Source organism: Pseudomonas morbosilactucae (genome assembly GCF_023241715.1).
In the GTDB taxonomy this organism is placed as follows: Bacteria; Pseudomonadota; Gammaproteobacteria; order Pseudomonadales; family Pseudomonadaceae; genus Aquipseudomonas; species Aquipseudomonas morbosilactucae.
The window spans coordinates 14,863-41,407 of sequence record NZ_JALQCW010000089.1 but is presented as its reverse complement, the minus strand read 5'-3'; the positions used below and the strand labels follow the sequence as shown (position 1 = coordinate 41,407).

Below are 26,545 nucleotides of genomic sequence, written 5' to 3'. Positions count from 1 at the left end.
TGATATTCCAGCCATGTCATCGGTAAAAAAACGGATTGGCAGGGCAGCAGCTGGTGATCTTGCGCGTTCCCCAGGGGGCGGTGGGCATCGGTGTCGGCAGCCATCGTTGAACAGGGGCGGTTGGGCAAGGGCTGTGCGCGCAAAAAAACTCAGGGGGGTGAATCGCAAATACTAAAGTCGCTGATGGGGGGACGACATAACGCTTATACACAGGAGAGTTCCTATGAGAGGTCTACTTATCGGTACCGGCATCAGCGTGTTCTTCGGGGTGGCGGGCAGTTGCTTGGCCGCACCCCCCATGTCTCAAGGTGTGATCCGTTTTAACGGCAGTGTCGTCGAGACCCCTTGCCGCGCTTCCGAGACGGCCTCGCCCGGTGGTCTGGAGCTGGGCCAATGCCCCAAGGCGGCGCGGGGCAATGTCATCAGCGTCAACCCGGTGGCCACGGTCAGCGGGTTGAACAGCTCCGGGGTCAAGGTCAAGTTATTGGCCGACAGTGGCACGGCCGAGCCTTATTACCAGCAGCGGTACGTGCTGGTCGATACCGCCGGCCGCCCGTGACATCGGGCAACTACCTGGTGACCTTGAGTCTTCCCTAGTTCAGGGCAGGGTCAATTGGTGCTCGGCGCGCACCGAGCCGACGAAAGCCTGCATCGCTGACGAGGCGATGCGATGGCGTCGGGTAATCAGGCCGAACGGTGGCAAGCGCGCCTCGAAGTTGATCGGCAGGATCGCCAGCAAGTCACGTCCGGGGTAGTCCTCCACCACGGACAGGGGCGTCACACCGAGCATGTCGGTCTGTTGTACCAGGGAGAGCAAGGTCATGATCGAGGTGGTTTCGACAATGCTGCTGGGAATGTCGACCCGGGCATTGTGGAACACCTGATTGATGATCGAACGCATGGGGCTTGGGTGTTGTTGCAGCACCCAGGTCTCATGCTGCAACTGCGCCCAATTCAGTTGCGTGGCCTGGGCCAGGGGGTTCTGCGCGCCGGCGATCACGCACAGCGCCTCTTCGCCGAGGCTGTCGAAAATCAATTCTTCCGCCCGCGCGCCCGCGGGAATCCGGCCCAGCACAATGTCCAGTTGATCCTGCAGCAGGGCTTGCACCAGCACGTCGCTGGTGTCGACCTGGATGCTCATGGACAGCCGTGGGTGGCTTTGCTTGAGGGTGGCGATGGTGCGGGTCAGCAGCCCTGAAGCCAGCGCCGGGATTGCCCCCACCGCCACCCGCCCGAGGTTGCCGGACTCCAGCGCCACCAGTTCTTCGCGCATGCCGCTGAGTTCGGCGAAAACCATCTGCGCGTAGTAGATCACCGTGTCGCCGTAGGGCGTCGGGCGCATGCCCCGGGGCAAGCGCTCGAACAGCTCGACGCCCAGCAGGTCCTCGGCTTCGTGGAGCATCTTGGTGGCGGCCGGCTGGGTCATGCCGATGTGGTCGGCGGCGCGGCGGAGCGAACCGAACTCCTGCAGGGCCAGCATCAGGCGCATCTGTCGCAAGCGCAGGCGGCTGTGGATCATATTGGCATCAGGAATTCGGGTCATGGGGCCGGGCTCTTGAGAAAGACAGCGGCAAGCCTGACAACAAATGCCAGGTCTTGCCAGGGGGGGGATCAGGGCACCGAGTTGCTCTTCGCCGGTTGCCCGCCCCGCAGGCCCAGAAGGCTGCGTACTGCGCGTGACAGCAGCGGCCAGAACAGCATCAGCAGCGCAGCGGTGGTCAGGCTGCCCACCAGCGGGTTGGACCAGAAGATGCCCAGTTGCCCATCGGAAAACAGCATCGACTGGCGGAACGCGTCTTCGGCCTTGTCCCCCAGCACCGCCGCCAGCACCAGGGGCGCGATGGGGTAGCCGAGCTTCTTGAACAGATAACCCAGGGCGCCAAAGCCCAGCATCAGCACCACGTCGAAAAACGCGTTGTGCACCGAGTAGGCGCCGATGGCGCAGATCATGATGATGATCGGCGCGATGATCGAGAACGGAATCCGCAGGATCGAGGCGAACAGCGGCACCGTGGCCAGGACCACGATCAGGCTGACCACGTTGCCCAGGTACATGCTGGCGATCAGGCCCCAGACAAAATCATGCTGCTCGACGAACAGCGTCGGCCCCGGGTGCAGGCCCCAGATCATCAGCCCACCGAGCATCACCGCGGCGGTGGCCGAGCCGGGAATACCCAGGGTCAGCATCGGCAGCAGGGCGCTGGTGCCTGCGGCGTGGTCGGCGGTTTCCGGGGCGATCACCCCTTCGATTTCACCCTTGCCGAACTGCTCGCGGTTCTTCGAGAAGCGCCGCGCCAGGCTGTAGCCCATGAACGAGGCCGCCGTCGGCCCGCCCGGGGTGATGCCCATCCAGCAACCCACCAAGGTACTGCGGACGATGGTCAGCCAGTAACGCGGCAACTTGGCCCAGGTGCGCAGGATCACCATGGGCGTGATGCGCGCATGCTCGCCGCGAAACACCAGGCCCTCTTCCACGGTGCAGAGGATTTCGCCGATGCCGAACAAGCCAATCACCGCCACTTCGAAGCTGATGCCGGTCATCAGGATCGGCTGGTCGAAAGTCAGCCGCAGGTTGCCCGAGACCGTGTCCATGCCCACGGCGGCCATGGCGAAACCGAGCATCATCGCCACCAGGGTCTTGAGCGGCGGGTTCTTGCTCATGCCGATAAAGGTGCAGAACGCCAACAGGTACACCGCGAAAAACTCGGGCGAGCTGAAGGACATGGCGAACTCGGCGATGCGCGTGGACAGGAAGGTCAGCAGCAACACCCCGCACAGCGCCCCGATCAGCGCCGAGCTGAAGGCCGCCGTCAGGGCCTCGGCCGCTCGTCCCTGGCGGGCCATGGGGTAGCCGTCGAAGGTGGTGGCCACCGAGGACGGCTCGCCGGGAATGTTGAACAGGATCGAGGTGATCGACCCGCCGAACAACGCCCCCCAGTACATGCATGACAACAGGATGATGGCCGACACCGGGGCCATGGTGAAGGTCAGTGGCAGCAGCAACGCCACGCCGTTGGGGGCTCCCAGGCCGGGCAGCACGCCCACCAGGATGCCCAGCAGCACACCGATCACCATCAGCCCGATGTGCCCGGGGGTGAGGATCAGGTTCATGCCTTGCAGCAGGGAATCGAATTCGCTCATTTCAGGCTGCTCCCGGCCAGGACCAACCAGTCGCCCACGGCGCCGGCATCCAGCGGCACCTTGAACCACAGAGCGAAGATCAGGTAACTGGCCAGTACCGCGCCCAGGGACACGCTGCCGATCATCCAGGCCTCGTAAGGTTTGGCCCGTACCCGGTCACGCCACATGAACCAGGCAATAAACAACGCCGAGGCCAGGTAGATACCGGTCAACGGCATGGCCGCGACGAACAGGGCGATGGGCACGAACACCGACATCACCTGGCCAAAGGCGCTGCGGCTGACGAACGCCAGGCCCAGGGCTTGCCAGCGCAGCAGGGTCAGCAGCCCGTTGGCCAGGCTGGCGCCGCTGAGCAGCAGGCCGATGTAGAAGGGGAAGTAACCCGGCTCGGGGCCGCTGTCGCCCCAGCCGATGCCTTGTTCGACGCTGCCGAACATGACCATCGCGCCCACCAGGGCGGTGAACAGGGCCAGGCCGAGTTCGACCCAGCGGGTGCCGACCAGTGAGGGTGAATCCACAGAACGGGACATGGGTGTATCTCCGCAAGAAGGGGCTGCCGAGGGCCCGGCCGGCTCAGTCAACGAGCCGGAGGGGCGGCAGCCGTTGGATCAGTTGCGCAGCCAGCCGGCGTTCTTGAACACCGGGGTGACGCGGGCGGTGTCTTGCTCGATGTAGGCGGTCAGTTGCTCGCCCTCGAGGAAGGTCGGCACCAGCGCGTTCTGGGTCACGTAGGCCTTGAACTCCGGTGTCTGGGTGACCTTGCGCAGCAGCTCGACATAAAACGCCTGTTGTTCGGCGCTGACTTCGCCGGGCATGAACACGGTCCGCGGGAAGCGGTACTGATCGATGCCCAGGCCTTGGGAATGGCAGGTGGGGATATCCGCCCAGGCTTTGTCGCCGGCGACCTTTTCCGTGTAGCGCATGGGTTCCTGGCTGAACACGCAGAGCGGTTGCACTTGGTCACCGCGCCATTGGCTGATGCTCTCGGCAGGGTTGTTGACGTTGCTGGCGATGTGTTTGCCGGCCAGTTGGGTGGCCGCCTCGCTGCCGCTCTTGAAGGGGATGTAGGTGAGCTTGCTGCCGGTGGTCTGGTTCAGCAGCAAGGTCAGGGTCTGGTCGACATCCTTGGACTGGCTGCCGCCCATGCGCAGTTTCGAGGCGTCGGCCTTGACGGTTTCATAGAAGCCCCGGGCGTCTTTCCAGGGCGCGTCCTTGTAGGTCCAGAGGATGAAATCATCTTCCGCCACGGCCGCCACCGGGGTCAGTTCCTGCCATTGGTAACCGAGCTTGGACACCAGGGGCAGCAGGTAGATGTTGTTGGTGCCGATCACCAGTTTGTCGGGGTCGCCCTTGGCCATTTTCAGGTCGAGGAAGGCCTCGGCGCCGTTGCCGCCGCCTTTGTTCAGCACCACGGTGTTGACGTCCAGCAGCTTGTGGGTGGCGATGATCGACTGGATCAGCCGAGCGAGTTGGTCGGTGCCGCCACCGGGGCCGCCGGCGACGACGATTTCCAGGTTTTTATCGGGTTGCCAGGCCTGGGCCAGGGTCGGTAGCGTGCCGACGCACAGCAGGGTGCAACCCAGGAGCAGGCGGGACGTGCGACGAACGAATGTTGTGCGCATGGGAGGGCCTCGTGTTCTTGTAGTTGTTATGAGTGGCTTGTCACTGGCCGGGGCCGCAAGCCTGGGCCGAGTGTGGGAAGCCCCGCCACGAACGTCTACTCAAAACAATACATACACCGATAGCCTGGGGTTATAGGTTGGGCCGGGCTTGCACCAGATTCGCAGTGCTAAGTATTGAGCCAGAGCGGTTGCTGTTAAACCTGGGAAAAACGGGGGCTGGACTCGGAGCGGTCTGAAATCGTTGTAGGGATATCCTCTGGCTATCGCCTTATCTCAAGTTTTGATTAGACGGTTATCACTGGGCCTTCGATAGTGCACCCCAGGTCGCGCCCTCGAAGGCGCACGCTGCACCCACAACAATAAGAAAACGAGGTACCCCCCCCATGGCTCGTTCCAGTGCTTCCCTGCACTTGCCCGCTGCAAGTGTCGAACACGCTTCAGCAGCCCCGAACACTGGGGGCCGAGCCAGCCATGTGCGCTGGCGGATCTTCGCGGTGATCTTCGCCCTGACCATGGTCAACCTGATCGACCGGGTCTCGCTGTCCATCGCCATGCCCACCATCGCCCATGAATTCTCCCTGTCGCCGAGCCTGCAAGGGCTGATCCTCAGCAGCTTCTTCTGGGCCTATGCGCTGCTGCAGATTCCCGGCGGCTGGCTGATCGACCGCTTTGGCCCGCACCGGGTCATCGGCTGGTCCACCGGGCTTTGGGGCACCTTCCAAGTGCTGGCCGCATTTGCCACTGGCGGGCTTTCCCTGCTGTTCGCCCGGGTCGCCCTGGGCGCTGCCGAAGCACCGTTGTTTCCCTCCGGCGGCAAGCTGATTTCCCTGTGGCTGGCCCCGGGCGAACGCAGTCGCGGCGCGGTGCTGATGGACAGTGGCAGCCCCCTGGGCGTGGCCATTGGCGGGCTGTTGATCGCCTACCTGATTGCCATTCTTGACTCTTGGCGGCTGGCCTTTTTGATCGCTGGCGTAGCGACCCTGGTGCTGGCCTGGGTGGCCTACCGTTACCTGCGCGACGACCCCGCCAGCCATCCTCAGGTGAACGCCGCGGAGCTGGAAAAGATCAACGCCGGCCGGGCCACACCGGCCGCCGAAGCGGCACGGATTCCGGTCAAGGGCCTGGGCATCGCCAGCCGTTCGTTGTGCGGGCTGCTGATCGGCCGGGCCAGTTGGGCCATGGTCTATTTCGGCTTGCTGACCTGGGGCCCGAGCTACCTGTCCCAGGCCCGGGGTTTTGATATCAAGGGCATTGGCGCCGCCACCTTTGTGATCTTTATCTGCGGCGCCCTAGGCTCGCTGACCGGCGGTTTTCTCTGCGACGGCCTGATGCGCAAGGGCGTCAGCCGGGGCGTGGCGGTGAAGAGCCTGCTGGCGTTTTCCGGGGTGATTGCGCTGCTGGCGTTCCTGCTGCTGCCGACCCTGAGCAACCCCTTCGCCGCCGTGGCCCTGCTGGCGCTGACGGCGTTCTTCCTGATGTGGGGCAGCCTGTACTGGAGTTTTCCGGCCCTGCTCGCCGCCCCGGCGCGGGTCGGCCTGATCGGTGGGGTGATGAATATGGCCGGCAGCACCGGTGGCATCGCGGTGCCGATCCTGGTGGGAGTGATCCTGCAGTTCGCCGGTGGCTTTGCCCCGGTACTGGGCTTCTTTGCGGTCTGCTCGGCGCTGTTTGTCCTGGCCACTTTGCTGATCAGCCTCGACGGCCCTCAGGAGGTGACGCATGGCTGAGCTCTGGGATGGCCCGATCGTCGACGCCCACCATCACTTCTGGGACCCGCAGAACAACTACCACCCCTGGCTCGCGCCGGAGGCTCGGATCGCCTTTCGCTATGGCGACTACAGCGCCATTAAGCGGCGTTATTTCCCTGAGGATTATTTCGCCGACGCCGGTGCCCATCGAGTGGTGCAGACGGTCTACGTCGAAACCGAATGGGACCCCGGCGATCCGATTGGCGAAACCCGTTTCATCCAGGGCCTGGCCGAGCGTTACGGGGTGCCCAATGCGGTGGTGGCCCAGGCCTGGCTCGATCATCCGGACGCCCTTGCGGTGCTCACCGAGCAGGCGTCCTACCCTTGCGTGCGCAGTGTCCGGCACAAGCCCGGCGGGCCCCAAACGCCCGAACAGGTGGGCCAGACCCGCACCCTGATGAGCGATGAACACTGGCGCCGCAGCTTTGCCGCCCTGGAAGGCCTGGGGCTGCATTTCGATTTGCAGACCCCTTGGTGGAACCTGCCGGAAGCCGAGCGGCTGGCCCGGGATTTTCCCGGCACGACCCTGATTCTCAACCACGCCGGGCTGCCCAGCGACCGCAGCGCCGAAGGCCTGGCGGCCTGGCACGGGGCGATGGCGCGGCTGGCCGAATGGCCCAATGTGCAGGTGAAAATTTCCGGCCTGGGCCAGGGGGGTAAAGCCTGGCGCGCCGAAGACAATGCCTGGATCGTACGTCAGGTGATCGAACTGTTCGGCAGCGCCCGCGCAATGTTCGCCAGCAACTTCCCGGTGGACAGCCTGTGTGGGTCGTTCGATGACATCTACAGCGGTTTCAAACACATCGTTGCCTATCTGCCCCGCGCCGATCAGGAGCGCCTGTTCTACAGCAACGCCCAACGCCTCTATCGTTGCGAGCCTGACGCCCGCGACCGCACACGGCCTGAATCTGTAAGGAGCCAAGCATGAATAAAAGTACCCTCGCCATGGTCCTGGGCGACCCCGCGGGCATCGGCCCGGAGCTTATCGCGCGTTTGCTCGGCGATCCCCAGGTGCGGGCCCAGGCCCAGGTGATCCTGATTGCCGATGAGGCAGAGATGCGCTGCGGCATGGACATCGCCGGGGTGACGTTTCCCTATCGCCCGGTGAGTTCCCTGGAAGACCTGGTGTTCAGTGACGACACGCCGTTGTTCTACGATTTTCGCGGCAGCGCCCTGGGCCCGTTCCCGCGCAGTGAGGCCAGTGCGATCGGCGGGCGCTACAGCCTCGACACCCTGGAAGTGGCCCTGCGCCTGACCGAGCGCGGGGCCACGGACGCGGTGTTGTTCGGGCCCTTGAACAAGACCTCGCTGCACATGGCCGGCATGGCCCACAACGATGAATTGCACTGGTTCGCCGAGCTGCTGGATTTCCATGGGCCGTTCTGTGAATTCAACGTGCTGGACAATCTGTGGACTTCCCGGGTGACGTCTCACGTGGCGCTGTCCGAAGTGCCGGGCCTGCTCAGCCAGGAGCGGGTGCTGGAAGCCATCCAACTGATCGACAACGCCCTCAAGCGCAATGGCCTGGACAGGCCGCGGATCGGTGTCTGCGGCTTGAACCCGCACAACGGCGACAACGGCTCGTTTGGCCGCGAGGAGTTGGACATCATCGGCCCGGCCGTGAGGTCAGCCCAGGCCCTGGGCATTGCCGCGGACGGTCCGTACCCGGGCGACACGATTTTCTTGAAAGTCCAGGGCGATGCCAGTGCTTTCGATGCGGTGGTGACCATGTATCACGACCAGGGGCAGATCGCGATCAAGCTCATGGGCTTCTCCCGGGGTGTGACGGTGCAGGGTGGCCTGCCGATCCCCATCACCACCCCGGCCCACGGCACCGCGTTCGACATCGCCGGGCAGGGCAAGGCCAACGTTGGAGCGATCCGCCAGGCCTTCGAGATCGCCTGCCGCATGGGCCTGCGCAGCCGCTGATCGGCGCGGCCTTCCCGGCGTTTTATTCCTCGGCGTTCTTCGCCAGCCAGCCGGCCCCTACGGACAGTGGGGGCGGCTTTTTGGCGAATGGGGAAGGTGAAATATCCGATAACCCTATGTGGCAATAAAGGCTTGGTTGCTATCACCTGTGGTTATCGTTGGATGCCCATAAGTGATTAGCCGCTGTGTTCACCGCTGGCTAAAGTCGCCCCATCGCTTGAGCCGAAGCCGCCACCGAACACGCTCGCTCAAGACGACTCGACAACTACAAAAAGCCCGCCTTGTTTCTTCCGCAAGGCATGACGGCACTCAAGGAACATCCCTATGACTCGTCCCGATTCGGTCCTGGCGCTGTCCAGCGCTATCTCCAAAAGCCGGCTGCGCTTGCTGCCATTCCTGATCCTCATGTACATCCTGGCCTTTATCGACCGCTCCAACGTCGGCTTTGCCAAGGCCGCGTTGCAGGCCGATACCGGGCTGGGCGATGCGGCGTTCGCCTTTGGCGCCAGCATCTTCTTCATTGGCTACGCCTTCTTCGAAGTGCCCAGCAACTACATGCTCCATCGCCTGGGGGCCAAGGTCTGGCTATGCCGGATCATGGTCACCTGGGGCCTGGTGTCGGCGGCGATGATGTTCGCCCACAACGCCGAAACCTTTTACGTCCTGCGCTTTATGCTCGGCGTTGCCGAGGCCGGGTTCTTCCCCGGGATCATCCTGTACCTCACCTACTGGTTCCCGGCGCAAAGCCGTGGCCAGGCCTTGGGCCTGTTCTACTTCGGCCTGCCCCTGGCGCTGGTGCTCGGCAGTCCGCTGTCGGGCTGGTTGTTGGAGTTTCACGGGGTGTTCGGCCTGACCAACTGGCAATGGCTGTTCGTGGTCGAGGGCCTGATGGCGTCGGTGGTGGGCATCGCCGCCTACTTCTACCTGGTGGACCGCCCGGCCGATGCGCGCTGGTTGAGCGTCGAGCAGAAGCAGGCGCTGCAAAACGCCCTGGCCGAAGAGGACGCGAAGAAGCAAGGCAGCAGCCCCCACGGCTTTCTCAGTGCCTTGCGCAACCCTCGGGTGCTGCAGTTCTGCCTGGCGTATTTCACCATCCAGATGAGTGTCTACGGCGTGGTGTTCTACCTGCCGACGCGCATCGCCGGTTTGCTCGACGGCCATGTCGGCCTGAACGTCGGCCTGATCACCGCGATCCCCTGGGTCTGCGCCCTGGTGGTGACCCGCCTGATCACTCGCTACGCCGACCGCAGTGGCCAGCACCAACGCCTGGCGGTGTGCATGCTGACCATGGCCGCCGCCGGTATTGCCGCCTCGGCCCTGGGCAGCAGCATGGTCCCGGTGGTGCTGGCCTTCTGTTTTGCCGCCGCCGGTTTTGTCGCCGTGCAGCCACTGTTCTGGACCATCCCCACCGGTTACCTCAGCGGTGCCGCGGCAGCCGGTGGCATTGCCCTGATCAACTCCATCGGCAACCTCGGCGGCTTTGTCGCACCCAACCTCAAGACCCTGATGGAAACCCAGTTCGCCGATCCGCGCGCCGGCATGTTCGCCCTGGCCCTAGTGGGCATCCTCGGTGCCATCCTGCTGTCGCGCTTGAACACCCGGCACACCCCGACCTCGCCTAACTCGCTTACGCCGGCCCAGGTCGGTTGATCACTCCCACGCCTTAGCAAGGAACCCACACCATGAAAATCAAAGCCATCCGTACCCGCGTTTTCGAGTGGAAGGGCAAAGTCGTCCCGCCCCAAGCGCACTTCTGCACCAATGCCAGTGACATTCTTTTCGAGCGTGGCGATGCCATGGGCTCGTTCCGCTTCCACGGCTGGCTGGTGGTGGAAGTGGAGACCGACAGCGGCATCGTCGGCATCGGCAACTGCGCCCTGGCCCCGCGTGTGGCCAAGGAAATCATCGACACCTACCTGGCACCCATCGCCATCGGTGAAGACCCCTTCGACAACGAATACATCTGGCAGAAAATGTACCGCCAGAGCCATGCCTGGGGCCGCAAGGGCATCGGCATGGCGGCCATCTCGGCGATCGACATCGCCATCTGGGACATCATGGGCAAGGCGGTGAACAAACCGGTGTTCAAGCTGTTGGGCGGGCGCACCAAGGAGAAGATCTGGACCTACGCGTCCAAGCTCTATGCCAACGACAACCTCGACCTGTTCCTCGAAGAGGCCCAGGGTTACCTGAGCCAGGGCTTCACGGCGCTGAAGATGCGTTTTGGCTACGGCCCCAAGGACGGCCCGGCGGGCATGCGCCGCAACATCGAGCAGGTGCGTGCCTTGCGTGAGCTGGCCGGCCCGGACGTGGACATCATGCTTGAGTGCTACATGGGCTGGACCCTGGAATACGCCCGGCGCATGTTGCCCAAGCTGGCCGAGTTCGAACCGCGCTGGCTGGAAGAACCGGTGATTGCCGATGACATCGAGGGTTATATCGAGCTGAAGAAGATGGGCATCATGCCGATCTCCGGTGGCGAGCACGAGTTCACCTCCTACGGCTTCAAGGATCTCCTGGAACGTCGCGCCGTCGACGTGATCCAGTACGACACCAACCGCGTGGGCGGCATCACCGCGGCGCGCAAGATCAACGCCATGGCCGAAGCCTGGTCGGTGCCGGTGATCCCCCATGCCGGGCAGATGCACAACTACCACCTGACCATGTCCACCACTGCTTCGCCGATGGCCGAGTTCTTCCCGGTGTTCGATGTCGAAGTCGGCAACGAACTCTTCTACTACGTGTTCAAGGGCGAGCCGCAACCGGTCAATGGCTACATCCAGCTCGACGACCACAAGCCGGGCCTGGGCCTGGAAATCTCCGATGAATACTTGAGCGACTTCAATATCATCGAGTAAGGGGCAAGCCACCGCCCTACAAACCACCCAGCCACACAGCACAACGCCGGCCCCTTGAGGCCGGCGTTGTGCTGTGTGGCAGTTGCCGAAGGTTTGACCCAGCAAAAAAAAACGACCGCCCGAAGGCGGTCGTCGCAGGTGCCGGAAGGTTGTGGCGTTACAGCGCCGTCCGCGTGCTTTCGCCGTCCACCAGGCGCTGGATGTTCAGCGGGTTGGCGTTTTGCAGGGCTTGGGGCAGCAGGGCATCGGGGTAGTTCTGATAGCACACCGGGCGCAGGAAACGCTCGATGGCCAGGGTGCCCACGGAGGTGCCCCGGGCATCGGAGGTGGCTGGGTAAGGGCCGCCATGCACCATCGCATCACAGACTTCGACCCCGGTCGGGTAGCCGTTGAGCAGCAGGCGCCCGGCCTTTTCTTCGAGGATCGGCACCAGGCTGGCGAAGCGCTGCAGGTCGTCCGGCTCGGCCAACAGGGTGGCAGTCAGTTGCCCGTGCAGGCTGCGCAAGGCTTGCTCCAACTGGGCCTGGTCGGCGACTTCAACGACGATGGTGGTCGGGCCGAAGATTTCTTCCTGCAGCACTTCCTCCTGGTTCAGCAGCAACGCTACGTCGGCCTGGTACAGCTGCGGACGGGCTTGCTGGCCCTGTTGCGGCTGGCCGGCCAGGTGGCGGATGCCCTCCAGGGCGTCGAGGCGCGACAGGCCGTTGCTGTAGCTGCGCAAGCCGCCGGCATTGAGCAGGGTGTGGGCCGGCTGCTCGTTGAAGAACTGGGCGAGGCTGGCGACAAACGCGGAAAACTCCGCCGAAGCGATGCCCAGGACCAGGCCCGGGCTGGTGCAGAACTGCCCCGCACCCAGCACCACGCTGTTGCCCAGTTCCACGGCGATGCGTTCACCGCGCACACGCAGGGCTTCCGGCAGCACCAGGATCGGGTTGATGCTCGACATCTCGGCAAACACCGGGATCGGCTGTGGGCGTGCCGCGGCCATGTCGCACAGGGCCCGGCCACCGCCGAGGGAACCGGTGAAGCCCACGGCCTGGATCGCCGGGTGCTTGACCAGGGTGGCACCTACGCCGCCGCCATAAATCATGTTGAAGACTCCGGCCGGCATCTCGGTGCGCTCAGCGGCCCGCAGGATCGCCGACGCCACTTGGTCGGCGGTTGCCATGTGCCCGCTGTGGGCCTTGAACACCACGGGGCAGCCAGCAGCCAGGGCCGCCGCGGTGTCGCCACCGGCGGTAGAGAAGGCCAGGGGGAAGTTGCTGGCACCGAACACCGCCACCGGGCCCAGGCCGATGCGGCACTGGCGCAGGTCGGGGCGGGGCAGGGGTTGACGATCGGGCAGGGCGCGGTCGATGCGCGCGCCATAGAAATCGCCGCGCCGCAGGACCTTGGCAAACAGACGCATCTGCCCGCTGGTGCGGCCCCGTTCGCCCTGGATACGCCCAGCGGGCAGGGCGGTTTCACGGCACACCAGGGCGACGAAATCATCCCCCAGGGCGTCGATTTCATCGGCGATGGCATCGAGGAACTGCGCCCGGCGTTCGGCCGAGAGGTTGCGGTACAGCGGGTAGGCCCGGGCCGCGGCCTGGGCTGCGGCGTCGACTTCGCTGTCGGTGGCCTGGATGAATTCATAGGGCAAGGCTTCGCCGGTGCTGGCGTCCAGGCTTTGCAGACGGATGTCGCCCTGGGCGCTGCGCAGGCCACCGATGTAGTTGTGGCCGAGGATCTGAGTCATTGCTGCCTCCTGGTATCACGATGAAACGGGGCGCCTGCTGGCGCCCTGAAGGAAAATCACCGGCTTGACCGGTGTCTGAAAGTGCGTGGCGAGGCCGTCTTCAAAGGCGGCGGACCTCACCGATGCGGACTGGGCATTCGGCCACTTCAATGCCGTTGACCAGCGGTGCGCCAAACTCCGGCAGGCTGATCTCGAAGCGGTCACCGACCTGGGTTCGTACCTGATCGGCAAAGGACAGGGTCGCGGTGCCGAAGAAGTGCACGTGCACGTCACCGGGCCGCAGGAATTGCCGGTACTTGAAGTGGTGGTACTCAAGGTTTTCCAGGCTGTGGCACATGTTGTCCTCGCCGCTGAGGAACTCCTTCTCCCAGAGCACCTGGTCGCCGCGGCGGATGCGGCTCATGCCCACCAGGTTGCGCGGCAGTTCGCCCACCCGCAGTTCCGGGCCGAAGCTGCAGTTGCGCAGCTTGGAATGGGCCAGGTACAGATAATTTTTGCGCTCCACCACATGGTCGGAGAACTCGTTGCCCAGGGCGAAGCCGATGCGATAGGGCTGGCCGTCGTCACCAATCACGTAGAGCCCGGTGAGTTCCGGCTCTTCGCCAGCGTCTTCGGCGAAGTCCGGCGACTGCAGGGCCTGGCCCGGGCGCACGACGATGGAACCGTCGCCCTTGTAGAACCACTCCGGCTGGGTGCCGACCACGCCCGGCGCCGGCCGCCCGCCTTCGATGCCCCACTGGAACATGCGTGCGGTATCGGTACTGGCGGCAGGTGCATCGGTTTTCTGCTGGTGCATCTTGTCCCGGGTCGAGGCGCTGCCCAGGTGGGTCAGGCCGGTGCCGCTGATCAGGCAATGGGCCGGGTCTTCATGATCCAGGGGCGGCAGTACCCGGCCTTCGGCCAGGGCCAGGGGATAACTTTCGGTGTGGTCCTGGGTGCCCAGGGCCGCCACTTCGGCCGCCAGGTCACGGCCATTGCGAATCGCCTGCAGGGCCAGCTCGCGCATGGTGCGCACCGCGTTTACCGGGCGGATGCTCTCGCCATCGATCAGGCCGACCTGGCGGTGGCCCTGGGTGTTTTCAAACTGGATCATATTCATCGCAAATGAACTCGTGCTTGTTGTTATCCAGGGTCCGGCAGCCGGGCCCGCTTAACAGCACTGTAAAATTCCACGGCGATGCTGCCTAATGAGAGCTGCTGATTGAGCGATAACTTTTAGTCATCCCCTATGATTCCATCCCTGAGCAACATCGCTTCACGCTTGCGCCTCAAACAACTGCGGCTGTTGATCGCCCTGGATGAACTCGGCTCCCTGCACAAGGCCGCCGACGCCATGGCGATTACCCAGCCGGGGGCGACCAAGGCCTTGAATGAAATCGAGTCGACCCTCGGTGCGACCCTGTTCGAGCGCAGCAGCAAAGGCCTGGAGCCCAACGATCTGGGGCGCTGCGTGATTCGTTATGCGCGCCTGATCCACACCGACCTGGCCCATTTGCGCGAAGAAATGATCGGCATCCTCCAGGGCCACGGTGGCCGGGTGTCGGTGGGCACCATCATGGGCGCGGTGCCGGTGCTGGTGGAGGGCCTGGCCCGCTTGCGCGCCCGGCAGCCGGAGCTGTCGGTGGAGATCGTCGAAGACACCAGCGCCCGCTTACTCAGCCTGCTGGACCAGGGGCGCCTGGACCTGGTGATCTGCCGCACCAGCGTCAGCCAGCGCCCCAGCGCCTATGACAGCCGCTCCCGGGCCCAGGAAGCGCTGGTGTTGGTGGCCCATCCGCAGCATGCGTTTGCCGCCCGCAGCGAACTCAAGCTCAGTGAACTGGCGGACAGTCGTTGGGTGGTGTTTCCGGTGAACATGCCGATGCGCCAGACCCTGGAGCGGGAGTTTCGTGAGGCGGGGCTGAGCTTTCCGTCTTACCCGATCGAGACCTCATCGACCTTCACCACCCTGTCTCTGCTGTTGCAGGACCCGACCCTGGTGGCGGTGATGCCGTTATTGGTGGCCCAGGTTGCCCTGCGCCACGGCATGTTGGTGCGCCTGCCCCTGGAACTGAAGTCGCGCAACGAGCCTTATGAAATCGTTACCCGACGTGGGGTCGAACTCAGCGTGCCGACGCGCCTGTTGATCGACGAGTTGATCGAGCCCGATGCGGATTCCCCGGCGCGGCTTTAGCGCGCTGCGGCCCGCTGGGTCGGCCTCAGCACCAGCCACAACGCCACTGCAATCAGTAGCCCGCCATACAGGTGGGCCATGGACAGTGGCTCATCCAGCAGCAAGGCGCCCCACAGCACGCCGAAGGGCGGAATCATAAAGGTCACGGTCATGGATTTGACCGGGCCGATGGAGCTGAGCAGGCGGAAATAGAGGATGTAGGCGAAGGCGGTGCACACCAGGCCCAGGCCCAGCAGCGACAGCCACACGCTCCAGCCGCCCCAACTGGCTGGCGCTTGGGTGGCCACGCTGTAGCCGAACAGCGGCAGCAGGAACAGGCTGGCGCCGAGCATGCTGCCCAGGGCCGCCAGGCGACTGTCGAGGCCGCCGGCCTGGTCCAGCCAGCGCCGTGCGAGAAAGCCGGCAAAGCCGTAGCAGGTGGTGGCCACCAGACACGACAGGGCGCCCAGCAACAGTTGCTGATCGAAGGCCACTGGCCCGGCGCGGGTCAGGATGCCGACCCCGAACAGCCCCAGGCAGACCCCGGCGATCTTGCTCGGGCCCAGGCGTTCGCTGAAGAACAGCCCGCCGATCAGCACTCCCATCAACGGCGTGGTGGCGTTGAAGATCGCCGAGTAGCCGGCGGGCAGCACTTGGGCGGCCACCGCATACATGGTGGCGGGCAGGCCCGAGTTGATCACCCCGAGCAATAGCACGGTCTTGAACTTGCCGCGAAAATCCCAGTTGATCCGCATCAGGGCGAGGATCACCAATAGCCCGACGGCGGCGATCGCCACCCGGAAAAATGCGCTGGGCGCGGTGCCGAGCACCGGAGCGATGATCCGCATGAACAGGAAGCTGGCCCCCCAGATGGCGGCCAGCGACAGCAGGCGCAGGATGTCGACAAGTCTCACGGTAAACACTCTTGGCTTTTTCAGGGGCGAGAGTGTTGCCGAGGGCCTGGGGGGCTGGCAAACCCTAATGCATCCGTTACAGCACGAAGCGGGTCACCAAGCCGTTGAGGTCGATGGCCAGGCGCGACAGTTCCTGGCTGGCGGCCGAGGTCTGGGTGGCACCGGCGGCGGTCTGGGTCGACAGGTCGCGGATGTTCACCAGGCTGCGATCGACGTCCCGGGCCACCAGGGCCTGCTGCTCGGCGGCACTGGCGATCACCAGGTTGCGCTGGCTGATATGGGAAATCGCCGAGGTGATTTTCTCCAGGGCGCTGCCGGCGCTGTTGGCCCGCTTCAGGGTGTCTCCGGCGTGCTCGGCACTGCTTTGCAAGGCGCCCACGGTGGCGTCGGTGCCTTGCTGGATGCGCAGGATCATCTGCTCGATTTCTTCGGTGGAATCCTGGGTGCGCTGGGCCAGCGAGCGGACTTCGTCGGCCACCACCGCAAAGCCGCGACCGGCTTCCCCGGCCCGTGCAGCCTCGATCGCCGCGTTGAGGGCTAGCAGGTTGGTCTGCCCGGCGATGCCGCGAATCACTTCCAGCACCTTGCTGATGTCTTGGGCCTGGCTCGCCAGGCCCTGGGCCTGTTCCGAGGCACCGAGCACTTCGCTCACCAGGTTCTGGATCGAACTGATGGTTTCGCTGACCTGGTAATGCCCGTGCTTGCTGTCCTCGTCCGACGCCTGGGAGGCTTCGGCGCTGGACACGGCGTTGCCGGCCACTTCATCCACCGCCGCGCTCATTTCAGTGACGGCGGTGGCGGCCTGTTCGATTTCATCGTTCTGCATCTGCAGGCCACGGGTGCTCTGCTCCATGACCGAACTCATCTCTTCGGCGGCGGAGGCCAGTTGCTGGGACGAATCGCTGATGCCCCGCAGGGTGGCGCGCAGGTTGTCCTGCATGGTGGCCAGGGCGCTGAGCAGTTGCGCCGGTTCATCCTTGCCGCTGCCGTTCACCGTCTGGCTCAGGTCGCCGGCGGCGATGGTCCGGGCCACGGCCAGGGCCTGGCTCAGGGGCGTGGTGATGCTGCGGGTCAACTGCCAGGCCAGGAGCAGGGTGGCCACCAGGGCGACGATGATGATCAGGCTGACGATCCACACCGAGCGGTCATACATCAGTGCAGCGTTATCCGAGGCGGCATCGGCGCCTTGCTGGTTGAACACGATCAGGTCTTCCAGGGCCTGGTCGAGGACTGTGCCCACCGGCGACAGTTCGTCGTTGAGCCGGGTGTAGGCTTGGGTGGTTTGGCCGTTGTCGATCTGCACGATGATCTGGTCGAGGATCTTCAAGTACTGGGCGATAGCGTTCTGTACTTTGTCGAGCATGACCCGTTCCTGGTCCGTGCTCATGTTCGCCGCATAATCCTTCAGGCGTCCGGCCAGTTCCTGGCGCTCGCTGCTGATGATGGCTTTGCTTTTATCGTGGCTGGCGGCCTGGTTGTTGGCGATCAGGCGCAGGGCTTCCATGCGGATCGAGGCGACGTTGGCCGCACCGTCATGGATGTTCTCGATGCTCGGCATCCAGGATTCTTCGATGACTTTGGCGCTTTCGCGCAGGGTCGCCATCTGCCCCAGGGAAAACACTCCGACTACGACCAACAGGGTGGCCAGTAGCGCAAAACTCAGTGCGGCGCGCAGACCGATGCGAATGTTCCTGATCGACATAAATTGCTCCTTGGGCGGTTTGACATGGGTATTCCTCTTCGCACTTGGATTTTGTTTTTAGGGCATGAAGGCGCGCTGTATATCAAAGAGCCATCACTCTGGTAAGGCGCATTTGCCCCGGTGTTGCCTTGGATCAAGAAGGGCGTTTGGTTCGAGTCGAGGGAGTTGGAGATTTATTGACGCCGGGTTATTGGCGTGCAGGGCAAGTGGTAGGCGGCCTGCGAGGGAATCGATCAAGTTGGCGTCGGATGACTTGTGGGTATTTTTTTGACCGAACGGTCGATTAAAAATAATTGCAAGTGGCTGTGTCCATGCGACGTCCCCGGCTGCTTCGTGGGTTAAAAATGCGCTTCTCCTCAAGCCGTTTCACTGGCTAAGCTCAGGCACTGAAAATTCCCGCAGAGGTTTTCCTATGTCGCAGTCATGGCCAGCCGCCGATATCGCTCGAATGATCCTCGAGGGCTTCGACGATTATCGTGAGCACTTCCGCCGAATCACCGACGGTGCGCGGATGCGTTTCGAGCGGGCCCAATGGCAGGAGGCGCAGCAGGCCTCAGCGGCGCGGATCAACCTCTATGAAGACAAGGTCGGCGAAACCGTGGCCCGCCTGCGCGCAGCCTTTGCTGCCGAGGTGCTGCTGGATGTCAGCCAGTGGCCGCTGGTCAAGAGTGCCTACATCAGCCTGATCGACCTGCGCTTCGACGATGAGCTGTCCGAGACCTGGTACAACTCGACCTTCTGCGGGCTGTTCAGCCATGACCTGATCAGCGACGGCTGCATGTTTATCCACACCACCCGGCCCAGCCTGCGCCGGGCCCGGGCAGCGCAGACCCGCACCTACAAGCCCGCGGGACAACTGGCGGCCACACTGGAACAGATTTTCATCGACTACGGCTTCAGCGAGCCCTACGCCGATTTGCCCAGCGACCTGCGGCGCCTGGAAGCCCAGTTGCGCGAAAACCTGCCGGACTGGGTGTGCAAGGACCCGCAACTGGCGGTGGAGCTGTTCTCCTCGGTGCTGTACCGCAACAAGGGCGCCTACCTGGTGGGGCGCCTGTACACCCAGGATGAGCAGTGGCCCCTGGTGATTCCCCTGCTGCACCGCGAAGGCCGGGGCATCCAGATCGATGCCTTGATCACCGACGAGGCCGATGTCTCGATCATCTTTTCCTTCACCCGCTCCTATTTCATGGTGGATGTGCCGGTGCCGGCGGAGTTCATCGGCTTTTTGCGGCGCATCCTGCCGGGCAAGCACATTGCCGAGCTGTACACCTCCATCGGGTTCTACAAGCACGGCAAGTCCGAGTTCTACCGGGCGCTGATCAACCACCTGGCCAACACCGACGACCAGTTCATCATGGCGCCCGGCGTGCGCGGCATGGTCATGAGCGTGTTCACCCTGCCGGGGTTCAACACGGTGTTCAAAATCATCAAGGACCGGTTCTCGCCGTCGAAAAACGTCGACCGGGCCACGGTGATCGAGAAGTACCGCCTGGTGAAAAGCGTGGACCGGGTCGGGCGCATGGCCGACACCCAGGAGTTCGCCGATTTCCGCTTTCCCCTGAGCAAATTCGACCCGGCCTGCCTTGAAGAACTGCTGGAGGTGGCGCCGTCCACGGTGGCGGTGGAGGGCGAGACGGTGCTGATCCGCCACTGCTGGACCGAACGGCGCATGACCCCGCTCAACCTGTACCTGGAAAATGCCAACGAAGCCCAGGTGCGCGAAGCCCTGGAAGATTACGGCCTGGCCATCAAGCAGCTGGCGGCGGCGAATATCTTCCCCGGCGATATGCTGCTGAAGAACTTCGGCGTCACCCGTCACGGCCGGGTGGTGTTCTACGACTACGACGAAATCTGCTTTCTCACCGAGGCCAACTTCCGCCACATCCCGGAACCGCGCACCCCCGAGGATGAAATGGCTTCCGAGCCCTGGTACTCCATCGGCCCGCTGGACGTGTTCCCCGAGGAGTTCCCGCCGTTCCTGTTTGCCGATGCCGGGCAGCGCAAACTGTTCAACCAATTGCATGGCGAGCTGTACAACGCCGATTACTGGAATAGCCTGCAAGCAGCCATTCGCTCCGGCAAGGTCATCGACGTGTTCCCGTATCGGCGCAAAGGGGCTGAGGAGTAGAGGCAGCGGTAAGCGGTAAGCGGCAAGCGGCAAGCCAAAGCCAGAGCACGACGCTGCTTTAATCTTGCCGCTTGCCGCTGCCCCACAAGCTAAATATGAGCCATTGCGTTAATCTTGCCGCTTTTCGCTTGAAGCCTGCCGCTGCTCTATGACTACCGACCAACTGCTGAAAAACCTCGACCAAGCCATGCTCGCCGACCGTCATCGGTTGCGGCGGCAGTTGCTTGAGCTGCGCAAGAAGCCCGATGAGGCCAAGCTCGCCCAGTGGGTCGAGCGCATGCAGGCGTCCTGTGCCCAGGTCACGGCGCGGCGGGCCAGCGTGCCGCTGATTCGTTATGACGACAGCCTGCCCATCGCCGCCAAGCGCGACGAAATCAAGGCGGCGCTGCTCAAGCACCAGGTGCTGATCATTGCCGGTGAAACCGGCTCGGGTAAAACCACTCAGTTGCCGAAAATCTGCCTGGAAATCGGTCGCGGTCAGCACGGCCTGATCGGTCATACCCAGCCGCGGCGGATTGCGGCGCGCAGCGTGGCCAGCCGGGTCGCCGAAGAACTGGCCACCCCACTGGGGGCACTGGTGGGCTACCAGGTGCGCTTCGAGGACCAGAGCGATTCCAATACCCTGATCAAGTTGATGACCGACGGCATCCTGCTGGCGGAAACCCAGAACGACCGCTACCTGGAACGCTACGACACGATCATCGTCGACGAGGCCCACGAGCGCAGCCTGAACATCGACTTCCTGTTGGGCTACCTGAAGACCCTGCTGCCGCGTCGCCCGGACCTCAAAGTCATCATCACCTCGGCGACCATCGACCTGGAGCGCTTCTCCAAGCACTTCAACGATGCGCCGATTGTCGAGGTGTCCGGGCGTACCTTCCCGGTGGACACGTGGTATCGCCCCCTGACCCTGGAACAGGACGAGGAGGGCAACCGCGTCGAGGACGACCTGACCGTGGACCAGGCGATCCTTGCCAGCCTGGATGAAATCGCCGCCCATGAGCGCAGCGAGCGGCGCAGCCCGGGGGATGTGCTGGTGTTCCTGCCCGGCGAGCGGGAGATTCGCGACGCCGCCGAGATGTTGCGCAAGGCCCAGCTCAAACACACCGAGATCCTGCCGCTGTACGCGCGCCTGTCGCCGGCCGAGCAGCAGCGGATTTTTCAGTCCCACCCGGGCCGGCGCGTGGTGCTGGCGACCAACGTCGCGGAAACCTCGTTGACCGTGCCGGGTATTCGTTACGTGATTGACAGCGGCACCGCGCGCATCAGTCGCTACAGCTACCGGGCCAAGGTTCAGCGCCTGCCCATCGAAGCCGTTTCCCAGGCCAGTGCCAACCAGCGTAAAGGCCGTTGCGGCCGGGTCGAGCCGGGGATCTGCATTCGTCTGTACAGCGAGGAAGATTTCCTCGGTCGTCCGGAATTCACCGACCCCGAGATCCTGCGTACCAACCTGGCGGCGGTGATCCTGCAGATGCTCCATCTGCGCCTGGGTGAAATCACCGATTTCCCGTTTATCGAACCGCCGGATGGCAAGGCCATCAGCGACGGTTTCAACCTCCTGCAAGAACTCTCGGCGGTGGACCGCAACAGCCAGCTGACCCCGCTGGGGCGGCAACTGGCGCGGCTGCCGGTGGACCCGCGCATGGGCCGCATGCTGCTGGAAGCCGCGCGCCTGGGCAGCCTGCAGGAAGTGTTGATCGTCGCCAGCGCCATGTCGATCCAGGACCCGCGCGAGCGCCCGCCGGAGCGTCAGCAGGCCGCCGACCAGGCCCATGCCCAATGGAAAGACGTGGACTCGGACTTCGCCGGGCTGGTCAATCTGTGGCGTGGTTTTGAAGAGCAGCGCCAGGCCCTGACCGCCAGCCCGCTGCGCAACTGGTGCCGCAAGAATTTCCTCAACTACCTGCGGCTGCGCGAGTGGCGCGATTCCCATCGCCAACTCAGCCTGATCTGCCGCGACCTGCAACTGAGCGTCAATAAAGAGCCGGCGGATTACCCGAAACTGCACAAGGCGGTGCTGGTGGGCCTGCTCAGCCAGATCGGCCAGAAAACCGAAGACGGCGACTACCTCGGTGCCCGTCAGCGACGCTTCTGGATTCACCCGTCATCGGGCCTGGGCAAGAAGCGTCCGCAATGGCTGATGACCGCCGAGCTGGTGGAAACCACCAAGCTGTATGCGCGCATGGTGGCCAAGATCGAGCCGGACTGGATCGAACCCCTGGCCGGGCACCTGATCAAGAAGAACCACTTCGAACCCCATTGGGAGAAGAAGCGCGGGCAGGTGGTGGCGTACGAGCAGATCACCCTGTTCGGCCTGATCGTGGTGGGCCGTCGGCCGGTGCATTACGGCCCGGTGGACCCGGTGGTCTCTCGCGAGCTTTTTATCCGCGAGGCGCTGGTGCGTGGGGAGATCCAGTCCAAGGCCAAGTGCCTGAGTGCCAACACCCAATTGCTGGAGCAGCTCGACGCCCTGGAAGCCAAGGCCCGGCGTCGGGACATCCTGGCGGACGAGGAAACCCTGTTCGCCTTTTATGACGCGCGGCTGCCGGCGGAGATTCACCAGACCGCCACCTTCGACAACTGGTACCGGGTCAACAGCCAGAAAGACCCACAGTTGCTGATCATGCGCGAGGAAGACGTGCTGGCCCGCGAGGCCAGTGAAGTCACTGCGCTGCAATACCCGGACACCCTGCACATCGGCGACCTGGAACTGGCCCTGAGTTATCACTTCGAACCCAACCATCCCCGGGATGGCGTGACCCTGCGGGTGCCGGCGCCGCTGTTGCCGGCCTTGCCCGCCGAGCGCCTGGAATGGCTGGTGCCGGGGGTGATCGAGGCCAAGTGCATTGCGCTGGTGCGCAACCTGCCCAAGGCCTTGCGCAAAAACTTCGTGCCGGTGCCGGACTTCGTCAAGGCTGCCTTGCAACGCATGGACTTTGCCGAAGGCTCGCTGCCCCAGGCCCTGGGGCGGGAGCTGCTGCGCATGACCGGCGCCCGGGTCAGCGACGAAGCCTGGGCCGAGGCCGCGCAACAGGTGGAAAGCCACCTGCGGATGAACCTGGAAATCGTCGACGGCCAGGGCAAGTTCCTCGGTGAAGGCCGGGACCTGGCCGAGCTGACCGCGCGCTTTGCCGAGGCCAGCCAGGCGGCCTTGGCCGTGCCGCAAACGGCGAAGAGCCAACAGCCGGTGGAGCCCAAGGTGTTTGCGGCGGTGGCCGAGAAGACTCAGCAAAAGATCGCCGGGCTGTCGATGACGGTGTACCCGGCGCTGGTGGAAGAGGGCGGTACGGTCAAGGAAGGGCGTTTCTCCACTGCCGCCGAAGCCGAGTTCCAACATCGTCGGGCCTTGCAGCGCCTGCTGTTGCAACAGTTGGCCGAGCCGGCCAAGTTCCTGCGCGGCAAGCTGCCGGGGCTGACCGAGTTGGGCCTGCTGCACCGCGAGCTGGGGCGCGTCGAAGCCCTGGTGGAAGACATCCTGCTGGCCAGCCTCGACAGCTGTGTGCTGGAGGGCGAAGCCACCTTGCCTCGGGATGGCGCCGGGCTGGCTTCCCTGGCCGAGCGCAAGCGCGGCGGCTGGACCGAACATGCCGAACGGCTGGCCAGGCTGACCCTGGAGATTCTCAAGCTGTGGCACGGCCTGCAAAAGCGCTTCAAGGGCAAGATCGACCTGGCCCAGGCCGTGGCCCTCAACGACATCAAGGCGCAACTGAGCCACTTGGTGTACCCGGGGTTTGTCCGGGAAACCCCGGCCCAGTGGCTCAAGGAGCTGCCGCGTTACCTCAAGGCCATTGAGCTGCGTTTCGAGAAGCTCGGCAGCCAGGTGCAGAAGGACCGGGTCTGGAGCGGTGAACTGGTCGGGCTCTGGAGCCAGTACCAGGCCCGTGCCAGCAAGCACGCTCAGGAAGGCAAGCGCGACCCGCAGTTGGAGTTGTACCGCTGGTGGCTGGAGGAATACCGGGTGTCGTTGTTTGCCCAGCAACTGGGTACCAAAGTCCCGATCTCCGATAAACGCCTGAGCAAGCAATGGAGCCAGGTCGAACCCTGACCGCGCCATGCCGTGTAGGCGCTGGCTTGCCAGCGATGGCGTCCGTGAGATCGCCATCGTCGGCAAGCCGGCTCCTACATGACTTGTGGTGCTCCTTCAAATTTTTACTGCCCACCTCGGCCCCTGTAGGGGCGGCTTGCCAGCGATGGCGTGCGCAACCGTTCCGTTAATCTCGCCATTGCGGCGAAATGCCAGTGGTTATGGCAAACTCCGCCGTCATAAATACCGTGCCCGCCCAGGCGGACCGGAATAAAGCGATGCCAGGCTCTGTCCCGTCTGTTGCGGGGTGGACCCTTTACGGTTTGGTACGTCGGTGCCAATACCTTCTGCCTGAACAGAAATAGAGGAACGACCGTGCATAACGTCGTCATCAGCGGCACAGGCCTTTTCACCCCGGCCAACAGCATCTCCAACGAAGAGCTGGTGCAGTCTTTCAATGCCTATGTGCATCAATTCAACGCCGACAATGCCGCCGCCATCGAGCGTGGCGAGGTCCAGGCGCTGACCGAGTCCAGCGCCGCCTTTATCGAAAAAGCCTCCGGCATCAAAAGCCGCTTTGTCATGGACAAAGAGGGCATCCTCGACCCGCAGCGCATGGCGCCGCGCCTGCCCGAGCGCTCCAATGATGAATGGTCGGTGCTTTGCCAGATGGCCGTCGGCGCTGCCGAGCAGGCCCTGCAGCGCGCCGGCAAGACCGCCGCCGACATCGACGGGGTGATCGTTGCCTGCTCCAACCTGCAGCGCGCCTACCCGGCCATCGCCATCGAAGTCCAGGAAGCCCTGGGCATCCAGGGTTTTGGCTTCGACATGAACGTGGCCTGTTCCTCGGCCACCTTCGGCATCCAGGCCGCCTGCAACAGCGTGCAGTTGGGCCAGGCCCGGGCGATCCTGATGGTCAACCCGGAAGTCTGCACCGGTCATTTGAATTTCCGTGACCGCGACAGCCACTTCATCTTCGGCGACGCCGCCACCGCCGTGATCATCGAACGCGCGGACCTGGCCACCTCGGCCTACCAGTTCGATATCGTCAGCACCAAGCTGCTGACCAAGTTCTCCAACAACATCCGCAACAACTTCGGTTTCCTCAACCGCGCGGCGGAAGAGGGCATCGGCGCCCCGGACAAACTCTTCGTCCAGGAAGGCCGCAAAGTGTTCCGTGACGTCTGCCCTATGGTGGCGGAGCTGGTGGGTACCCACTTGCAAGAAAACCAACTGAACGTTGCCGACGTGAAGCGCTTCTGGCTGCACCAGGCCAACCTCAGCATGAACCACCTGATCGTCAAGAAACTCCTGGGCCGCGAAGCCTCGGTGGAAGAGGCCCCGGTGATTCTCGACCGCTACGCCAACACCAGTTCGGCGGGTTCGGTGATTGCCTTCCACAGCTACCAGGACGACCTGCCAAGCGGGTCGCTGGCGGTGCTCAGTTCCTTTGGTGCCGGGTACTCCATCGGTAGCGTGCTGCTGCGCAAGCGCTGAGACGAGGGGGCTGGCCTTATCGCCGGCCAGCCGACACCTACAGGTGGCGACGAGGCATTGATGGCTGCAGCGGACGATACGTCGCTGCTCGCTCGCCTGTTGGCGGGTGAGCAGCAGGCTTACAAAGAGTTGGTCAGCACCTACCAGGGGGCGATGCGTGCGGTGGCCTATGCCATCGTCGGCCAGCCTCATGCCGATGAAGTGGTGCAGGAGGCCTGGCTGTCGGTGGTGCGCAATCTGGGGAAGTTCGAGGGCCGTTCAAGCCTCAAGACCTGGTTGCTGACCATCACCGCCAACGCGGCGAAAAGTCGCTACAAGCAGCAACGCCGGGACGTCCTGCTGGACGATGTGCCGGCGCCCCACGGCACCCTGGGTGACGAGCGATTCTCCCCGGACGGGCATTGGCGGGTGGCGCCCCTGGCCTGGCATGACGACAACCCCGAGGCCTTGCTCACCGAGCGCGAGCTGCGTGAGTGCCTGGAACGTACCCTGTTGAGCCTGTCGGATCTGCAAAGCAGTGTCTTGCTGCTGCGCGAGCGCCAGGGGCTGGAGTTGCAAGAGATCTGTAATCTTCTGCAGCTTTCGCTCTCCAATGTGCGTGTGCTGTTGCACCGCGCACGGTTGAAGGTCTTTGCCACCGTGGAGCACTTTGAGGAAACCGGCCAATGCTGACCTGTCAGGAATACGTGGCGTGCTCCAGCGATTACCTCGATGGCCAGTTGAGCCTTCGCCAACGCTTGAGGGTGCGCTACCACGTGCTGCTCTGCCCCGACTGCCGGCGCTTCATTCGCCAGATGCGTGTGCTGCAAGCCACCTTGCGGGTGTTGCCCGAACCGCCCTTGGCCGGTCTCGACGAGTTGGCCGCACGTCTGGCTGCCCAGCGTCACGACGACTGCCAATAGCGTCGAGATTGATGGCCGCCCGGCCAGCAATTCACAACGCTGCCGTCAGAACTTCCCGGATATCCCCCGCGCAACCCCTCTAGTACGGGCCTTTTGCTTTATTTCTTTTCGAAGTAAAAAAGTTCCCGTGTCATAAAATCTTTATCTATCAGCAACCGCGCTGACATAACCCATCGCCAAGATTCCC

Annotated in this window: 20 protein-coding genes; 12 read left to right on the top strand and 8 right to left on the bottom strand. The window is 63.8% G+C overall.

The features are described 5' to 3' along the window. The first annotated feature begins 223 nt into the window (after window positions 1–223). Entirely contained in the window at window positions 224–559 is a 336-nt protein-coding gene (locus M1B34_RS29270; protein WP_341870562.1) for a type 1 fimbrial protein, read from the top strand. 39 nt (window positions 560–598) lie between these two features. Here the strand turns inward: M1B34_RS29270 and M1B34_RS29265 are convergent, their stop codons facing one another. From M1B34_RS29265 to M1B34_RS29250, 4 genes are all read right to left on the bottom strand, one after another. Next, the gene (locus tag M1B34_RS29265) at window positions 599–1,543 is read right to left on the bottom strand and encodes a LysR family transcriptional regulator (RefSeq protein ID WP_123336209.1); all 945 of its coding nucleotides are present in this window, start codon (window positions 1,541–1,543) and stop codon (window positions 599–601) included. Between the two features lie 68 nt (window positions 1,544–1,611). Further along, the gene (locus M1B34_RS29260; protein ID WP_123336207.1) at window positions 1,612–3,141 is read right to left on the bottom strand and encodes a tripartite tricarboxylate transporter permease; all 1,530 of its coding nucleotides are present in this window, start codon (window positions 3,139–3,141) and stop codon (window positions 1,612–1,614) included. Further along, window positions 3,138–3,671 carry a tripartite tricarboxylate transporter TctB family protein gene (locus tag M1B34_RS29255; RefSeq protein WP_268266959.1) on the bottom strand — a complete coding sequence of 178 codons (534 nt, stop codon included), beginning with the start codon at window positions 3,669–3,671 and terminating at the stop codon, window positions 3,138–3,140. Before M1B34_RS29255 ends, M1B34_RS29260 begins: the two co-directional genes overlap by 4 nt. 78 nt (window positions 3,672–3,749) lie before the next feature. After that, window positions 3,750–4,763: a Bug family tripartite tricarboxylate transporter substrate binding protein gene (locus tag M1B34_RS29250; RefSeq protein ID WP_268266958.1), complete on the bottom strand. Its 1,014-nt coding sequence runs from the start codon at window positions 4,761–4,763 to the stop codon at window positions 3,750–3,752. A 383-nt stretch (window positions 4,764–5,146) separates the two neighbouring features. Here M1B34_RS29250 and M1B34_RS29245 point away from each other — a divergent pair, with 383 nt between their 5' ends. The 5 genes from M1B34_RS29245 to M1B34_RS29225 all read left to right on the top strand — a co-directional run bounded on the left by M1B34_RS29245 (window position 5,147) and on the right by M1B34_RS29225 (window position 11,298). Further along, window positions 5,147–6,490 (top strand): MFS transporter, encoded by a 1,344-nt coding sequence (locus tag M1B34_RS29245; RefSeq protein ID WP_268266957.1) that lies wholly within the window; start codon window positions 5,147–5,149, stop codon window positions 6,488–6,490. After that, window positions 6,483–7,439 (top strand): amidohydrolase family protein, encoded by a 957-nt coding sequence (locus M1B34_RS29240; RefSeq protein WP_268266956.1) that lies wholly within the window; start codon window positions 6,483–6,485, stop codon window positions 7,437–7,439. The genes M1B34_RS29245 and M1B34_RS29240 overlap by 8 nt, the downstream gene beginning before the upstream one ends. Continuing rightward, window positions 7,436–8,440 (top strand): 4-hydroxythreonine-4-phosphate dehydrogenase PdxA, encoded by a 1,005-nt coding sequence (locus M1B34_RS29235; RefSeq protein ID WP_268266955.1) that lies wholly within the window; start codon window positions 7,436–7,438, stop codon window positions 8,438–8,440. Before M1B34_RS29240 ends, M1B34_RS29235 begins: the two co-directional genes overlap by 4 nt. 324 nt (window positions 8,441–8,764) lie before the next feature. Continuing rightward, complete coding sequence (locus tag M1B34_RS29230) at window positions 8,765–10,090, top strand: MFS transporter (RefSeq protein WP_123336195.1); 1,326 nt, start codon at window positions 8,765–8,767, stop codon at window positions 10,088–10,090. A 32-nt stretch (window positions 10,091–10,122) separates the two neighbouring features. Then, window positions 10,123–11,298 carry an L-rhamnonate dehydratase gene (locus M1B34_RS29225; RefSeq protein WP_123336193.1) on the top strand — a complete coding sequence of 392 codons (1,176 nt, stop codon included), beginning with the start codon at window positions 10,123–10,125 and terminating at the stop codon, window positions 11,296–11,298. A 157-nt stretch (window positions 11,299–11,455) separates the two neighbouring features. On the opposite strand, the gene M1B34_RS29220 is transcribed toward M1B34_RS29225, so the two are convergent. Together M1B34_RS29220 and araD1 are read right to left on the bottom strand one after the other, a co-directional pair. Next, complete coding sequence (locus M1B34_RS29220; protein WP_268266954.1) at window positions 11,456–13,036, bottom strand: aldehyde dehydrogenase (NADP(+)); 1,581 nt, start codon at window positions 13,034–13,036, stop codon at window positions 11,456–11,458. 100 nt (window positions 13,037–13,136) lie between these two features. Continuing rightward, on the bottom strand, window positions 13,137–14,135 hold the full coding sequence (araD1, locus tag M1B34_RS29215) for an AraD1 family protein (RefSeq protein ID WP_123336190.1): 999 nt from the start codon (window positions 14,133–14,135) through the stop codon (window positions 13,137–13,139). A 129-nt stretch (window positions 14,136–14,264) separates the two neighbouring features. On the opposite strand from araD1, the gene M1B34_RS29210 reads away from it, so the two are divergent. Further along, window positions 14,265–15,209 (top strand): LysR family transcriptional regulator, encoded by a 945-nt coding sequence (locus tag M1B34_RS29210; RefSeq protein WP_268266953.1) that lies wholly within the window; start codon window positions 14,265–14,267, stop codon window positions 15,207–15,209. Here the strand turns inward: M1B34_RS29210 and M1B34_RS29205 are convergent. Together M1B34_RS29205 and M1B34_RS29200 are read right to left on the bottom strand one after the other, a co-directional pair. Further along, window positions 15,206–16,102 carry a DMT family transporter gene (locus M1B34_RS29205; protein ID WP_123336186.1) on the bottom strand — a complete coding sequence of 299 codons (897 nt, stop codon included), beginning with the start codon at window positions 16,100–16,102 and terminating at the stop codon, window positions 15,206–15,208. The genes M1B34_RS29210 and M1B34_RS29205 overlap by 4 nt on opposite strands. A 76-nt stretch (window positions 16,103–16,178) precedes the next feature. Further along, window positions 16,179–17,804 carry a methyl-accepting chemotaxis protein gene (locus M1B34_RS29200; RefSeq protein WP_123336185.1) on the bottom strand — a complete coding sequence of 542 codons (1,626 nt, stop codon included), beginning with the start codon at window positions 17,802–17,804 and terminating at the stop codon, window positions 16,179–16,181. Between the two features lie 412 nt (window positions 17,805–18,216). Between M1B34_RS29200 and aceK the strand changes: the two genes are divergently transcribed. The 5 genes from aceK to M1B34_RS29175 all read left to right on the top strand — a co-directional run bounded on the left by aceK (window position 18,217) and on the right by M1B34_RS29175 (window position 26,358). Then, complete coding sequence (gene aceK / locus M1B34_RS29195; RefSeq protein ID WP_268266952.1) at window positions 18,217–19,935, top strand: bifunctional isocitrate dehydrogenase kinase/phosphatase; 1,719 nt, start codon at window positions 18,217–18,219, stop codon at window positions 19,933–19,935. A gap of 148 nt (window positions 19,936–20,083) precedes the next feature. Beyond that, window positions 20,084–23,980 (top strand): ATP-dependent RNA helicase HrpA, encoded by a 3,897-nt coding sequence (gene hrpA, locus M1B34_RS29190; protein ID WP_268266951.1) that lies wholly within the window; start codon window positions 20,084–20,086, stop codon window positions 23,978–23,980. A gap of 354 nt (window positions 23,981–24,334) precedes the next feature. Further along, entirely contained in the window at window positions 24,335–25,456 is a 1,122-nt protein-coding gene (locus M1B34_RS29185) for a beta-ketoacyl-ACP synthase III (RefSeq protein WP_123336179.1), read from the top strand. 60 nt (window positions 25,457–25,516) lie between these two features. Then, complete coding sequence (locus tag M1B34_RS29180) at window positions 25,517–26,128, top strand: RNA polymerase sigma factor (protein ID WP_268266950.1); 612 nt, start codon at window positions 25,517–25,519, stop codon at window positions 26,126–26,128. Then, window positions 26,122–26,358, top strand: coding sequence for an anti-sigma factor family protein (locus tag M1B34_RS29175; protein ID WP_123336175.1), 237 nt, complete (start codon window positions 26,122–26,124; stop codon window positions 26,356–26,358). Before M1B34_RS29180 ends, M1B34_RS29175 begins: the two co-directional genes overlap by 7 nt. Window positions 26,359–26,545 lie beyond the last annotated feature (187 nt).